15 protein-coding genes are annotated in these 13,290 nt (G+C 63.9%); 3 read left to right on the top strand and 12 right to left on the bottom strand.

The window, feature by feature from the left end; all coding sequences use genetic code 11:
• From AC1DZE_RS12130 to AC1DZE_RS12095, 8 genes are all read right to left on the bottom strand, one after another.
• The coding region (locus tag AC1DZE_RS12130; protein WP_477700093.1) for an efflux RND transporter periplasmic adaptor subunit at positions 1–1,251 on the bottom strand (1,251 nt) is incomplete at its 3' end.
• Between the two features lie 321 nt (positions 1,252–1,572).
• Positions 1,573–2,496 (bottom strand): ribokinase, encoded by a 924-nt coding sequence (locus tag AC1DZE_RS12125; RefSeq protein WP_477672213.1) that lies wholly within the window; start codon positions 2,494–2,496, stop codon positions 1,573–1,575.
• A 138-nt stretch (positions 2,497–2,634) separates the two neighbouring features.
• Complete coding sequence (locus AC1DZE_RS12120) at positions 2,635–3,933, bottom strand: TRAP transporter large permease (RefSeq protein WP_477670929.1); 1,299 nt, start codon at positions 3,931–3,933, stop codon at positions 2,635–2,637.
• On the bottom strand, positions 3,930–4,409 hold the full coding sequence (locus tag AC1DZE_RS12115; protein ID WP_477670928.1) for a TRAP transporter small permease: 480 nt from the start codon (positions 4,407–4,409) through the stop codon (positions 3,930–3,932). The genes AC1DZE_RS12120 and AC1DZE_RS12115 overlap by 4 nt, the downstream gene beginning before the upstream one ends.
• A 26-nt stretch (positions 4,410–4,435) precedes the next feature.
• Complete coding sequence (locus AC1DZE_RS12110) at positions 4,436–5,452, bottom strand: sialic acid TRAP transporter substrate-binding protein SiaP (RefSeq protein WP_477670927.1); 1,017 nt, start codon at positions 5,450–5,452, stop codon at positions 4,436–4,438.
• A 78-nt stretch (positions 5,453–5,530) separates the two neighbouring features.
• Positions 5,531–6,463 carry a dihydrodipicolinate synthase family protein gene (locus tag AC1DZE_RS12105; RefSeq protein WP_477670926.1) on the bottom strand — a complete coding sequence of 311 codons (933 nt, stop codon included), beginning with the start codon at positions 6,461–6,463 and terminating at the stop codon, positions 5,531–5,533.
• Complete coding sequence (locus AC1DZE_RS12100; protein ID WP_477670925.1) at positions 6,460–7,173, bottom strand: GntR family transcriptional regulator; 714 nt, start codon at positions 7,171–7,173, stop codon at positions 6,460–6,462. The genes AC1DZE_RS12105 and AC1DZE_RS12100 overlap by 4 nt, the downstream gene beginning before the upstream one ends.
• Positions 7,174–7,175: 2 nt before the next feature.
• Positions 7,176–7,709: an RbsD/FucU family protein gene (locus AC1DZE_RS12095; protein ID WP_477672214.1), complete on the bottom strand. Its 534-nt coding sequence runs from the start codon at positions 7,707–7,709 to the stop codon at positions 7,176–7,178.
• A 68-nt stretch (positions 7,710–7,777) separates the two neighbouring features.
• Here AC1DZE_RS12095 and AC1DZE_RS12090 point away from each other — a divergent pair, with 68 nt between their 5' ends.
• Genes AC1DZE_RS12090 through AC1DZE_RS12080 form a run of 3 tightly spaced genes read left to right on the top strand, consistent with a single transcriptional unit; the run spans position 7,778 to position 10,193 of the window.
• A complete protein-coding gene (locus AC1DZE_RS12090; RefSeq protein ID WP_477672215.1) occupies positions 7,778–8,776 on the top strand; it encodes an aldo/keto reductase in 999 nt (332 codons plus the stop codon).
• Positions 8,773–9,609, top strand: a complete 837-nt coding sequence (locus AC1DZE_RS12085) for an amidohydrolase family protein (RefSeq protein WP_477700092.1) — start codon at positions 8,773–8,775, stop codon at positions 9,607–9,609. The genes AC1DZE_RS12090 and AC1DZE_RS12085 overlap by 4 nt, the downstream gene beginning before the upstream one ends.
• A gap of 56 nt (positions 9,610–9,665) precedes the next feature.
• Positions 9,666–10,193, top strand: a complete 528-nt coding sequence (locus tag AC1DZE_RS12080) for a GNAT family N-acetyltransferase (RefSeq protein ID WP_477672221.1) — start codon at positions 9,666–9,668, stop codon at positions 10,191–10,193.
• A 5-nt stretch (positions 10,194–10,198) separates the two neighbouring features.
• Here AC1DZE_RS12080 and AC1DZE_RS12075 read toward each other — a convergent pair whose 3' ends face one another.
• Genes AC1DZE_RS12075 through AC1DZE_RS12060 form a run of 4 tightly spaced genes read right to left on the bottom strand, consistent with a single transcriptional unit; the run spans position 10,199 to position 13,224 of the window.
• Positions 10,199–11,434, bottom strand: coding sequence for an MFS transporter (locus tag AC1DZE_RS12075; RefSeq protein WP_477672222.1), 1,236 nt, complete (start codon positions 11,432–11,434; stop codon positions 10,199–10,201).
• 52 nt (positions 11,435–11,486) lie between these two features.
• A complete protein-coding gene (locus AC1DZE_RS12070; protein ID WP_477672217.1) occupies positions 11,487–12,200 on the bottom strand; it encodes an aquaporin in 714 nt (237 codons plus the stop codon).
• Positions 12,197–12,697, bottom strand: coding sequence for an arsenate reductase ArsC (locus tag AC1DZE_RS12065; protein ID WP_477672218.1), 501 nt, complete (start codon positions 12,695–12,697; stop codon positions 12,197–12,199). The genes AC1DZE_RS12070 and AC1DZE_RS12065 overlap by 4 nt, the downstream gene beginning before the upstream one ends.
• A gap of 26 nt (positions 12,698–12,723) precedes the next feature.
• Complete coding sequence (locus AC1DZE_RS12060; protein WP_477700091.1) at positions 12,724–13,224, bottom strand: ArsI/CadI family heavy metal resistance metalloenzyme; 501 nt, start codon at positions 13,222–13,224, stop codon at positions 12,724–12,726.
• Between the last annotated feature and the right edge of the window lie 66 nt (positions 13,225–13,290).

The raw sequence follows: 13,290 nt of genomic DNA, 5'->3' as shown, positions 1-13,290 counted from the left end.
GCGCTTGCCGCCCATGCCGGCGCCGGGCGCGTCGCCCGGCAGCACCACGCTGGCGCCGTCCTTCAGGCGGTCGGCGCCTTCGGTGATCACGCGCTCGCCGGCCTTCAGCCCGGAGGTGATCACGATTTTTTCGGCTGTGGCCTGGCCGCGCTGCACTGGCCGCAGGGACACCGTACGGTCGGCGGCGTTCAGCACATAAACGTAGTCCCCGGTGCTGCCCAGGCGTACGGCGGTGACGGGCACCACCACCGCGTCTTCCAGTGTTTTGACCTGCAGCTGCACGTTCACGAACTGGCTGGGGAACAGCGTGAGCTTGCTGTTGGCAAAGCGCGCCTTGGCCCGGACGGTGCCGGTGGTGGTGTCCACCTGGTTGTCGAGCGAGGCAAAAACGCCGGTATCGAGGGTGGCGGTGCGCGTGCGGTCCAGCGCAACGACTTTCATGGCAGTGCTTCCAGCGGCGTTTTGCTGCAGCTCGCCCGCCCGGTCCTGCGGGACGGAGAAGACCACGTCAATCGGGCTGACCTGGGTAATCAGCGCAATGCCGTTGGCGTCGCTATTGCTCACCACATTGCCGATGTCCACAGTGCGCAGGCCCACGCGCCCGCTGACGGGCGCCACCACGCGGGTGTAGCCCAGGTTGAGCCGCGCTGTGCCTTCATTGGCCTTGTCGATGACGACTGTGCCTTCCAGCTGCTTGACCAGTGCAGCCTGCGTGTCGACTTCCTGCCGTGCAATCGAGTCCTGCTCGAGCAGGGTCTTGAAGCGCTGCAGGGTGACGCGGGCGCTGTCAAGTTGCGCCTCGTCGCGCTGGCGCTGGCCCACGGCCTGCATCAGCGCCATTTCAAACTGGCGCGGGTCGATGGTGGCCAGAAGTTCACCGGCCTTGACCATCTGGCCTTCCTTGAACAAAACCTTTTCCATCACGCCGGAAACCTGTGGCCGCACCCTGACCGTGGCCTGGGGAGTGACGGTGCCCAAGGCTTCCAGGACGATCGGGATGCTGGCCTTCTCGGCCGTGGCGACGCCTACCGTGGTGGCTGGTGCACCGCGCCTGAAGGCTCCGCCAGGACCGCCCGGGCCGCCGCCCGTCTGGGTGTCTGTGGAAGGGTGGGTCAGGTGCCAGGCCAGCCAGCCGGTGCCGGCCAGTGCCAGCACGGCGATCACGCTGCCGATGATGGACGCGCGGCGGCTTAGTCTTCTACGGGATGGGGTAGGGGCGCCGCTTTCCGGCGTCTCGGCTTTCGGGTCCATCAGCTGTCCTTGGTGCCCGCTGCGCCAGACGGGCCGGCACAGCATTTTTTTGTGTTTGATGGTGATTCATGCGCCGGCAGCCAAAGCCCTCGGGTCCACCTGACGGCGCTCAATAATTATCACTGCAAGCCTCGGCGGCGCAGATAAAGCGCCTGAAAGAGGCGCGTAAATATCCGGTAAAGCGGCGATTGGCCTACACGACTTCGGGCAATAACAGGTGCGGGGCTTGAGTTTGCCGATTGCTATCGTTTTAATAGCTGCTTGCGCCCGTTGCTATTGGGCTGCAGCCATTCTTTCCAGATACCGGTCAGATTCCGGTATTTAGCCCAGCAGCGCCGCCGCTTCGGCGAACGACGGCATGCCATCGATGGCACCGTGCCGCGTGACCGACAGTGCGGCAGCCGCATTGGCCCACTGCATGGCAGCAGGCAGCATTTCTCCGCGTGCCAGCGCAGCGGCCAGCGCGCCGGTGAAGGTGTCGCCCGCGCCTATGGTGTCGCACACGGCCATGCGGCGGCCCGGCAGCGAAACGGGCGGCTTGCCGGCCTGGTAGAGCCGGCAGCCGGAAGCGCCCAGCGTGACGAGCACGGCGCGTGTACCACGGTTGAGCAACTGCAGGGCAGCGTCGTCCACCGAACCGGCATGCGCTGCACCGGCCAGCAGGTAGAGTTCGTTTTCATTGGGCGTGAGCACATCGACCAGCGCCAGAAGTTCGTCAGGCAGCGGTCGCGCAGGTGCGGGGTTCAGTATGGTGATGGCGCCTGCCCCGCGGGCCAGGCGAAAGGCTTCCAGCGTGGCGTCTGCAGGCACCTCGCACGAAGCCATCACGACGCGGCAAGCGCCCAACACCTGCTGCGCGGCCTGCGCATGCCGCGCGGCCAGGCCTTTGCCGGCACCGGGATACACCGCAATGCTGTTGTCGCCGTCCTCGTAGACGAGGATTTGCGCAACGCCGCTGCGCTCACCGGCTACTTGCTCGACGTGTGTGGTGGCTATGCCTTCGTCCTGCCAAAGCTTCATCCCCATGCGCCCGAAGTCGTCGTCCCCGATACGTGCGATCAGTGCCACGCGCGCACCTTGTCGGGCAGCGGCCACTGCCGCATTGCTGCCCTTGCCGCCCGGGCTGATGCTGAAATCGCTGGCCATCAGCGTTTCCCCGCGCGCGATGGGCCGCTCGACGCGGGAGATCAGGTCGGCGTTCCAGCTGGCAACGCAAACGACATCGGTATTCACAACGTCATTCATACCGTAGTCTCTGGAGTGAAGCGCCGATCTGGGGCATGGGCGGGTGCCACCAAGCAGACGCCGCGGAACCGGCTTTGCCGGGCCGCAGGTGTCGCCCCCTCGAGGGGGAGGCGCCGCAGGCGCTTCGGGGGGGAGTCATTATTTCGCTCCATAACCCATGGTTTGCGGCAGCCAGAGGACGATCTGCGGAAAGCAAGTCATGGCCAGCAACAGCAGCAGCAGCATGACGAGGAAAGGCCAGCCTTCCTTCATCATTTCGCCGATAGGGATGCCGGTAAGGGCCTTGGTCACGAATAGCAGCATGCCGAAAGGCGGGTGGATCAGGCCGATCATCATGTTGAGCACGACCAGCACGCCGAAGTGCACCAGGTCCACGCCCAGCAGCTTGGCCGCCGGCAGCAGCATGGGCACAAACACCAGCAGCAGCACTGACACATCGAGGAAGCAGCCCAGCACCAGGAACATGACGTTCACCATCAGCAAAAAGCCGATCTGCGAAAAATGCATGCTGTCGACCCACGCGGCCATGGCCTGCGGCACGCCTTCGGCGGTGAAGGCGTAGTTGAGCATGAAGGAGCCGGCCAGGATCATGGTGATCACCGCGCTGGCGCGTGTGGATTCCATCACCACGACCCAGAAGCTGCGCCACGTCAATGCGCGGAACACCAGCGCCGCCAGGATCAATGCATGCAGCGCGGCCACGGCGGCGGCTTCGGTCGGCGTGAAGATGCCGGAGTAAATGCCGCCCAGCAGCACGATGGGCATCGACAACGGCAGCGCACCACGAAAGATCAGGCCGGCCCATTCCGAGCGTGGCACAGGTTCGTCGCGCGGCATGTTGCGCTTTTTGGCGATGACAGCGACCACGCCCATCATCAGCCCGGCCATCAGGAAGCCCGGCACCACGCCACCCAGAAAGAGGGCACCGACCGAAGCGCCCGACACCAGTGCGTAAATCACCATGGGGATAGACGGCGGGATGATGGGGCCCAGCGTGGCGCTGGCCACCACCACCGCGCCAGCAAAGCCGCGCGTGTATTCCGGTTTTTTCAGCATCTGGCGAATCGTGACCAGGCCGGGACCGGCCGCGTCGGCGATGGCGCTGCCGCTCATGCCCGAGAAAATCACGCTGACCAGAATGTCCACCTGCGCCAGGCCGCCGCGAAAGCGGCCCACCAGGATGCGGCAAAAGTCAAAGATCCGTTCACTGACTGTGCCGGCATTCATGATGTTGGCGGCGAACACAAAAAGCGGCACTGCCAGCAGCACGTAGCTGTTGTAAAGGCCGTTGCCGATCTGCTCGGCCACCAGGCCGATGTCCTGTCCCTTGACTGCAAGGTAGCCGATGCCCGCCGCGATCATCGAAAAACCGATGGGCATGCGCAGCAGCATGCCGCCCGCCAGCACCCCAACCAATACCCAGATAGCGCTTGTCATATCCGCAGCTCCGCTTCAAGACCCTTGCCACGGATCGCGTTCCAGATCGCCCAGGCCGAGCGCACCGCCAGAGCGGCGAGCAGCAGCACAAAAGGCATGAAAACCCATTGGAAAGACACGCCCAGCACGGGCGTTCCTTCGCGGGCCATGAAGTGCACATAGTCCCAGCAGCCCGGAATGCCCCAAGCCGCCAGGCCGCCCACCAGCAGGTTGCCGGTAATCGCCATGGCTTGCCGGCCGCGGTAGGGCATGTTATTCCAGACCAGGTCGAACACCACATGCTCGCGCTCGGGCACCACCACGGCGGCGGCCCACAGAATGACCCAGACATAGAGGATCACGGCTGCCTCGTCCGTCCAGGCCAGCGGTTTGTTGAAGGCAAAACGCGCCGTGATCTGGATCACGAACACGATGAACAGGGTCAGGAAGAGTCCGCCGCCAATCAGGTTGGCGGTTTTTTGGAGCCAGCTTTTCATGGTTGTTTCAGGGTGGTCCGCTCGACTTACTTGGTGGCGTTGATGCGCTCAAGCAGGCCTTTGGGCCAGACCTTGGCGTACTCGGAGTTGAGGTAAGTCGTCTGCACTGTTTTGCGGAAAGCGTCCACATCCGGCGTGGTGACAGTGAGGCCTTCTTTCTTGAAGAACTCGACGAGCTGGCCTTCTTCCTTGATGCGGTTTTCATTGTTGTAGGCGGAAGCGGCCTGTGCGGCGGCTTTGACCTTGGTCTTTTGCGCCGGACTCATCGCGTTGTAAGCCTTGTTCGAAATCGCGATGAAGATCCCGTCCACCAGGTGGCTGGTCAGTACGATCTGCTTGGTCACTTCATAGAACTTCGCAGCGCGCACGGAGGGCAGGGGGTTGTCCTGGCCGTCGATGGTGCCGGTCTTCAGGCCCAGGTAGACCTCGCCAAAGGCCAGCGGCGTCGGCGTGGCGCCCAGTGCCTCACCCAGGAACAGCCATTCCTTGGAGCCTGGCATGCGCAGCTTCACACCCTTGAGGTCGGCGGGAACCTTGACGTTGCGGGCCTCACGCAGGTTGACCTGACGTGTGCCGAGGTACACGGTGGACAGCGGCGTCACTTCCATTTTCTCGGAAACCATCTTGAACATCTCGGTGCCGATGGGGCCGTTGAACACCTTTTGCTGGTGGTCCGGGTCGCGCACGATGTAGCCGGCCGTGAAGATCGAGAACTCGGGAACCAGTTTGGCGATGTCAAAAGCGGAAATCGACGACAGCTCAAGGTTTCCGCGCGCCATGGCGGCGGGCTCTGTGCCCTGCTTGAAGAGCGATGCGTTCAGGTTGATCTGCACATCGAACTCGCCGGGCGCGCTCTTTTCAAGGTTCTCCTTGAAGACGGTCCACATCTTGGCGTGCCAGTCATCGGGCACGGCCGGCGTGGAAACGCGCAGCACGACCTTGTTCTGTGCCTGTGCGGCGGGCAGCAGGGCGCCCATCAGCAGCACGGCGGAAGCGGTGCCCAGCAGGCTGCGGCGGAAAATACCTTTGAGGGAAGCTGTCATGTTGTCTCCTTTGTCGTTACTTTGTCGTGAAGTCGCGTGAAATTATTGAAACCGTACCGGGACCAGCCCGGCGTGGCGTCACTCGGATTTTGTATTAATCCCGAAGGCGCTGATGGTTTTTTCCAGCGCCGTGTATTCGTCGGTTGTCAAAGCCACCAGCGGTGCGCGCACGCGCAGCCAGGTCTTGTCGCCGCTCAGCATGGCCATGATCCCCTTGAGTGCGGGCATCAGCGAATAGGGGCCCAGCATGCCGATGAGCTCGACAACGCGCTCGCGTTCGGCGGGCGTGCTGGGGGCGTCGGGTTCTGTGACCAGCCGCTTGACCAGTCGCGGCATGAAATTGGCCAGGCCGCTGATGGCGCCGGTGCTGCCGCGGCGGCCCATCTCCGGCAGGTCGGGTTCAAAACCGACGTAGACCGTGATGTCTTTCATGAACGCGTCGGACAGGCCGACCGAGTGCGCGGTGGTGCAGGCGCTGTCCTTGATGCCGACGATGGTGTCCGGGTACTGCTTCTTGAGCGTGCTGATCACATGGTGCGACAGCGGAACGCCCGTGACCTGGGGGATGTGATACAGGTACAGCTTGAAAGGCGTGCCGGCCATGCCGTCGATCACATAGCGGTAGCTGTCGATGACGCCCTGGTCAGACACGCCCTTGAGGAAAAACGGCGGCAGCATCAGGCAGCCGTGCACCCCCGCCTTGACGGCGTGGCGCGTCAGCTCCAGCGTTTCGGGCAGGGCGGCGCAGCTGGTTGACACCATGATCTGCGCGGCCGGAATGCCGTTCTTGATGAGCTGCTCAATGGCTTCCTTGCGCTCGGCCAGAGAGAATGATGGCCCTTCGCCGGTGGTGCCAAAAGCCGTGACACCAGGGCAGCCGTTGGCAATCAGGTGCTTGCAGTGGGCGGCAAATTTGGCGTGGTCAATGCTGAGGTCGGCATTGAGCGGTGTGAGCAGGGCAGGCCAGATGCCGCGGAATGCGGCGTTGGGGGCTGCGGGGGAAATCGTCATTCAGGGTTCTCCAAAGACCACGGCATATCGGGCCGCGGCAGTCCTAGCACACGTCGGTGCGCGCTTTCAATGTGGTGGCTCAGGCGTTCGATCACGGCAGGCGCGTCGCGCCGCTTGAGGGCGTCGATAAACCAGAGGTGCTCTTCCATGGCGGGAATCAGCACGTCGGGTGAAAGGGTCGAGCCTTCGAGCTTGATCAGTCGCACGCGCAGGCTGTTGATGCGGTAGACCTCGGAGATCAGCTCGTTGCCCAGTGCGTCGATCATCAGGTCGTGCAGGCCCCAATCCACCGCGGTGGCGTCCTTGAGCAGGCTGTCGTCAATGGCCTTTTTCCGCGCACGCTTGACGATGTTCAGGTGCGCCTGCTCGATGGCTGCGAGGTCGGCATCGGACACGGTGGTGACAAAACGGATGGCGGCCTCGCGCTCCAGCAGGCGGCGCAGCTGAAAGGCGTTGTTGATCAGTTTCAGATCTACGTGAGCGACCTGCAGGCCGCGCTGCGGCACGGTCTTGAGCAGGCCCTCGGCCTCCAGGCGGGGAATGAGCTCACGCACGGCACCCAGCGGCATACCCAGCAGCTGCATTAGTTCGCGCTGCGAAACAAACTGCCCGGGGCGAATGTTGGCATCGACGATCTGCTGCTGAAAGCTCTCATAGGCCTGCGCACGCAGGCTGATGGGCGGGCTGTGGGGGGCTTGCGCCGCGTTCACGGTCAGCTCGCGTCGCTGGATATGACGCCCTTGCGCAGCAGGATGTTGCCGTACTTGCGCTGCTCGCCCGTCTGCAGGATCAGGAAGGCCGCTTCGGTGCGCGCATAAAACTCAAACCGTTCCAGCGTGGCGGCGGGCCGCTCGGCCGCCTGGGCCAGCAGCGCGGAAAATTCGGCGACAGGGGCGGGCACAGCGCCGGCATCACCGACCACCTGCATCGTCCAGGCAACGTCGCGCACGTAGCTGTCCAGCGGCAGAAGTTGCAGCACGGCCTGCAATGCCTGCGGCGACGTGACACCCGCCAGCTGCACCAGCCGGGCGCCGCCCCGGGCCGCCACGGCAGCGGCAGGAAAGTTGGCGTCCACGATGGCGACGTCATCTCCATGGCCCATGCTGCAAAGTCCATGCAATGCGTCAGGGGTCAACAGTGGCGGAATATTCTTGAGCATGCGTTGGGGACGAGGTAGTGATAGGCAATAGCCCAGATCCGCCCGGCTTTTCAGGCTGCGGGTTTCTCCGGGTTGGATGACTGACATGTTAGCTATAACATTGCTGAACTTTTATTGGTGTTTACCCGGAACTGCGGTTTTACCGGCATGTTGAAATGACTTCCACCTCTTCCAGTCCCACATCCCTTCGGCTCGGGCTCGGCGGCGCGCCGCTGGGGAACCTGTTTTCGGCCGTCAGCAACGAAGAGGCGAAGGCGCTGGTGGATGCCGCCTGGGCTGGCGGCTGCCGCAGTTTTGACACGGCACCGCATTACGGTCATGGGCTGTCGGAGCGGCGGATGGGCGATGCACTGCGTTCCCGGCCACGGGACAGCTTCACCCTGTCCAGCAAGGTCGGCCGCATCCTGACACCCGACGGGCATGCCGCGACCGCCCAGCACGGCTATGTCGACATCCTGCCTTTTAACCAGCATTGGGACTTCAGCGTCGCGGGCACGCGCCGCAGCGTGGAAGACAGCCTCCAGCGGCTGGGCATGTCGCGGCTCGACAGTGTCTACATTCACGATCCGGACGTCCAAACCCATGGCGCCAACGCCGGGGCCGTGCTGCGCCAGCTGATCGATGAAACGCTGCCTGCGCTGCAGCAATTGAAGCGCGAAGGCCTTGTGCGCGCCATCGGGCTCGGCACCAATGATGTCGGCGTCGTGCTGGACGTGTTGCGCGAAGCCGATCTGGATGTGCTGATGCTGGCAGGCCGCTACAGCCTGCTGGACCACAGTGCGCTGCCTGTTTTGCTGCCGCAGTGCCTGGCGCGCGGCGTGCGCATCGCACTGGGTGGTGCGTTTAACTCGGGCATTCTTGCTACCGGGACGCGCGGCGGTGCTGCAACTTTCAACTACGCGCCGGCCGCGCACGAATGGCTGGAGCGGACCGCGAAAATTGAAGGGGTTTGTGAAGCGCACGGTGTTCCACTGCGCGCCGCTGCGCTGCAGTTTCCGCTGGCACACCCGGCCGTGCACAGCCTCATGCTGGGTGCCCGCAAAGCCGGCGAATGGACGGACGCCGTGGCCATGATGGCGCACCCCATCCCGCCGGAGTTCTGGACAGCGCTGCGCACGCAGGGCCTGCTGCCCGCCGAGGTGCTGACGCCATGACATCGTTTCCGGTGATTGACGCGCACTTTCATTGCTGGCAGCTGGCGCGTGATGACTACGGCTGGCTGACACCGGAGCTGGCGCCGATCTACCGCGATGTGGCCGTGAAGGACTGGCAGGCGCAGTCTGCGCCATTGGGTGTGCGGGGCGGCGTGCTGGTGCAGGCCGCAGCCACTGAAGCCGAAACACATTTTTTGCTGGCCCAGGCCGATGCGAGCCCCGGTGTGCTGGGTGTGGTCGGCTGGGTGGACATGCTGGCGCCCGACGCACCTGCCCGCATAGCGGCGCTGGCCCGCCACCCCCGGCTCAAGGGACTGCGCCCGATGCTGCAGGACATTGCCGATGCGCAATGGATACTGCAGCCAGCGCTGGCGCCGGCCCTGCATGCGATGGTGGAATGCGGCCTGGTGTTCGATGCGCTGGTCAAGCCTGTGCACCTGCCGCATATCGTGACACTGGCGCGCCGGCACCCGGATTTGCGAATGGTGATAGACCATGCCGCCAAACCTGACATCGCTGCGGGCCAGTGGCAGCCCTGGGCCGACGACATGCTGCGCATTGCCGGCGAGACACAGGCCTATTGCAAACTGTCGGGCCTGATGACCGAGGCCGGGCCGAAGCCGGCTGCCGGCGCTGTCACGCGCTGGGGCAAGCGCGTGCTCAAAAGTTTTGGTGAGCAGCGTGTGGTGTGGGGCAGTGACTGGCCCGTGCTGGAACTGGCCGGCAGCTACGCGCAGTGGTGGGGCGAGACGCAACAATTGCTTGCGCCGCTCGACGTAGCGAGCCAGGCGGCTGTCATGGGTGGCAACGCCAGAGAGTTGTACTGGCTTTAAATCCCGGTTTGCGCTCTGCTTTGCGCGCCGTCTTTAGAATCATCCGATTGTCTGCACTGAAAGCGCATCGCGTGACCGAATCCACCAACCCTTCCGAAAGCCCGCTGCAGGTTTGCCGCGCCGACTACGGCAATCCCGTGCATGCCGCCGCTGTTGTGCAATTGCTCGACGCCTATGCGCAAGACCCGGCCGGCGGCGCCAAGCCGCTCAGCGATTTTGCAAAGAAACATCTCGTCAGTGAACTCGCCAAACGCCCGCATGCCTTCAGCGTGCTGGCCTTTAGTGGCGAGAAGGCTGTCGGCCTCATCAACTGCATTGAAGGTTTTTCCACCTTCGCCTGCCGCCCGCTCGTCAACATCCACGACGTGGCCGTGCTGCCCGGCCACCGTGGCCAGCGTATCGGCGAGCAGATGCTCGCGCTGGTGGACGAGATTTCACGCGAACGCGGCGCCTGCAAACTGACGCTGGAGGTACTGCAAGGCAACCGCAGCGCCATCAAGCTTTATGAGCGCATCGGTTTTGCCGGCTATCAGCTGGATCCGGCCATGGGCCAGGCGCAGTTTCTCCAGAAGTGGCTGGATTGACGATTTCAGGCGCTTTGGCTGGCCGGGCGGGACGGATCCCGCAGCAACATCAACGCCGCGAAAGCCACCAAGCCCAGCGCTGCTGAAAACCACAGCGCGCCGCTGCCAAAACGGTCAATCGCCAGGCCAAACAGCCAGGGCGCTGTGGCCTGCGCAAAGCGGGCTGGCACCATCAACAATCCCTGGCGCGCGCCGTAATCCCGCACGCCAAACAGCACCAGCGGCAGCGTGCCTTTGGCAATCGTCAGCACGCCATTGCCGGCGCCGTGCAGCACAGTGAACACCGCCCCTGCCGGGATGCCAAAAAACAGGAACACCACTGCGCCCAGCGTGTGCAGGCAGCCGGCCACCCGCGCTGACACCAGCGGGTGAATGTTGCGCAGCAGGCCATATTCGAGCAACCGGCCCGCAACCTGCGCGGGGCCCACAAGTCCGGCAAATATCAGTGCTGTGGCCAGTGGCACACCGTGGGCTTGCAACAACCGCGGCAGGTGTGCGGCCATGGCGGTACTGATGAACCAGGTGACGGCAAACACCAGCGCCAGTAGGACTGCGGTGCGGGCGGTGTTGGAGGCGGAAGAGGTGAGAGAAGAGGTGGATGGTGACGACGGAGCAGCGGGCACCAGGGCATCGGGCGGGCTTGCGTCTGAAGGAGCCTGGGTGGGAATGCCCGCCGCGGGCGAAGCCGGAAGCCGCCAGTTCAGCGGCAGCCCCACCAGCAAATGCAGCGCGGCCCAGGCCAGACAGGCCGCGCGCCAGCCCCATTCAAGCTCCAGCCAGGTCGACAAGGGCCAGCCCACCGTGCTGGCAAAACCAGCAAACAGGGTGATGCCGGTGATGGCGCCGCGCGCGTCTTTCCCGTACAGGTGAACCAGCGCGGCAAAGGCCGCTTCGTACAGGCCCGCGGCCATGGCCACGCCCAGAATCACCCAGCCGGCAAACAGGTCCATCGGCCCCTGCGCCATCGCAAGGACCACCAGCCCGGCGGCAAAAATCAGGCTGTTCGCGGCCAGCACCGGCCTTCCGCCGCGCTGGTCAATGGCTTTGCCCGCAGCCGGGCCCAGCAATGCGGAGACCACCAGCGCGGCAGAAAAAGCGGCAAACACGGTGGGCGTGCCGACGCCGAGGTCGCGCGCCATGGGCACCGCCAGAATTGCCGGCAGGTAGTAGCTGGAGGCCCACGCCAGCGTTTGTGCGATGCCCAGCTGGACGACGGTGGCAGAACGGCTTTTCGGTGTCACAGCCACAAGGGTACCAAGGACGGACGCGGCGCCTTGATTCGCTGCCTGCGTTTCAGCCTTGGCCCACGGCCTGCTGCCGGCCCAGCGCATGATGCAGGGCCACGCCCACCAACGCACCGGCAGCCTGGGCAGCCACAAAGCCCGCTGCACTGGCGGGCGCGATGCCGGCAAAACTGTCTGACAGCATGCGTCCCAACACGGCGGCCGGGTTGGCAAACGAGGTGCTGGCGGTGAACCAGTACGCTGCGCCGATGTAGCAGGCGACCAGCGCTGGCGCCTTGGCCGCAGGGGCGCGCAGCACGACAAGGATCAATCCGCCCGTGGCCACCGCTTCGGCCAGCCACTGACCCCAGCCGCTGCGCAGTTTGGTACTGAACTGCAGCACGCTCATGTCAAACATGGCGTGCGCCAGCCAGGCGCCGGCTACAGCACCCAGCAACTGGAGTGCTATGAAAAGAATAGCTGCTTGCGCTCGTCCCTTATGGGTTACAGGGCCTTTTGACCACATAACAAGGGTGACCAACGGATTGAAGTGCGCGCCACTGACCGGCCCGAGCAGCTCGATCAGCACATACAGCGCCCACACGGTGGCCAGTGTGTTGGCCAGCAGGGCCACACCCATGTTGCCGCCGCTCAAGCGCTCGGCCATGATGCCCGAGCCGATGACGGCGCAGAGCAGGGCAGCGGTGCCGACGAATTCCGCGAGGAGTTGCTGTGCTAAAGGCTTGGGGGCTTCTGCGGGAGTGATGTTTATCGCCTGGCTCATGAGCGGGCCAGATCACGCGCGCTGGTTTGCAGCATCAGCTTGTCAATATGGGCTGGCGGACGGTTGACCAGCAGATCCAGCCGGCGGCGAATGGCATGCAGGGTCTGGCGGAATGCTTCCAGTTTTTGTGCCTCCGTGCCGTCACCTTCGGACGGATCCGCATAACCCCAATGTGCAGTAGCGGGATGGCCTGGCCAGAAGGGGCAGGCCTCACCCGCCGCGTTGTCGCAAACCGTAATGACCAGATCCATGTGTGGTGCGTCTGGCAAGGCGAATTCGTCCCAGTTTTTGCTGCGCAGGCCTTCGATGGAAATGCCCGCGGTGCGCAGGGTCTGCAGCCCCAACGGATTGGGCTGCTGGTTTTCGCGCGGGCTGCTGCCTGCCGAGTAGCCTTTGAACCTGCCCTGGCCGATATGGTTCAACACGGCTTCGGCCAAGATGCTGCGGGCTGAATTGTGGGTGCACAGGAAAAGGACGTTGATGGGTTGCGTTGTCATGGGGGGCTTCTTCTCTTGGCCGTTGTTTAGCAGCAGGCTTTGGTGCCTTGGGCCGATCGTGGGGCTTCGGAAAGCTGTACGGTTGCTACAGTATTTGTAGCTGCTTGCGCACAGCAGGATTGGGCTGTGGCCTTATTTGGTGTGGGTTTCGACTCGCTGAAAACAGGAATGCTGTCCAGCGTGTGGAACTGCTCCCAGGCGATGCCCTGCGGGTCGGTCAGCCAGTATTTATCGCTGCGGGCATAGCAGCAGGTGGTGGGGCCTTCATCCAGCAGTGTCATGTCGGCGCGGGTGGCGCTGGCTTTCAGGGCCTGCAGCTCTTCGGGCCTGTCAACCTGAATGCCCAGATGGTCCACGCCGGGCGCACTCCCCCGGGTAGAGATGGCAAAGTTGACCGGCGGGTCGCTGAGCATCCACTTGGCGTAGTCGGCTTCGGTGCGGGCCGGCTGCTGGTCAAACATGGCCGAGTAAAAGGCGATGTTCTGCTCGAGATCTTTCACGTGGACGTGGACATGGAAGCGTTTCATGGGGCTCTCCTTGGGTGGTGGTGTTGGATTGGCTCTGTGGGTGATGGAGGTGTGGCGCGTAATCGC

It is taken from the genome of Polaromonas sp. P1_F1 (assembly GCF_056405795.1).
The sequence above is the reverse complement of the archived record's forward strand: the minus strand, read 5'-3'. Positions and strand labels throughout refer to the sequence as shown.

Excerpts from the sequence above, each read along its gene's own strand:
- AC1DZE_RS12125 (WP_477672213.1), bottom strand. The coding sequence starts at position 2,496 with ATGAATGACGTTGTGAATACCGATGTCGTTTGCGTTGCCAGCTGGAAC.
- AC1DZE_RS12120 (WP_477670929.1), bottom strand. The coding sequence starts at position 3,933 with ATGACAAGCGCTATCTGGGTATTGGTTGGGGTGCTGGCGGGCGGCATG.
- AC1DZE_RS12115 (WP_477670928.1), bottom strand. The coding sequence starts at position 4,409 with ATGAAAAGCTGGCTCCAAAAAACCGCCAACCTGATTGGCGGCGGACTC.
- AC1DZE_RS12110 (WP_477670927.1), bottom strand. The coding sequence starts at position 5,452 with ATGACAGCTTCCCTCAAAGGTATTTTCCGCCGCAGCCTGCTGGGCACC.
- AC1DZE_RS12105 (WP_477670926.1), bottom strand. The coding sequence starts at position 6,463 with ATGACGATTTCCCCCGCAGCCCCCAACGCCGCATTCCGCGGCATCTGG.
- AC1DZE_RS12095 (WP_477672214.1), bottom strand. The coding sequence starts at position 7,709 with ATGTCAGTCATCCAACCCGGAGAAACCCGCAGCCTGAAAAGCCGGGCG.
- AC1DZE_RS12090 (WP_477672215.1), top strand. The coding sequence starts at position 7,778 with ATGACTTCCACCTCTTCCAGTCCCACATCCCTTCGGCTCGGGCTCGGC.
- AC1DZE_RS12085 (WP_477700092.1), top strand. The coding sequence starts at position 8,773 with ATGACATCGTTTCCGGTGATTGACGCGCACTTTCATTGCTGGCAGCTG.
- AC1DZE_RS12070 (WP_477672217.1), bottom strand. The coding sequence starts at position 12,200 with ATGAGCCAGGCGATAAACATCACTCCCGCAGAAGCCCCCAAGCCTTTA.
- AC1DZE_RS12065 (WP_477672218.1), bottom strand. The coding sequence starts at position 12,697 with ATGACAACGCAACCCATCAACGTCCTTTTCCTGTGCACCCACAATTCA.
- AC1DZE_RS12060 (WP_477700091.1), bottom strand. The coding sequence starts at position 13,224 with ATGAAACGCTTCCATGTCCACGTCCACGTGAAAGATCTCGAGCAGAAC.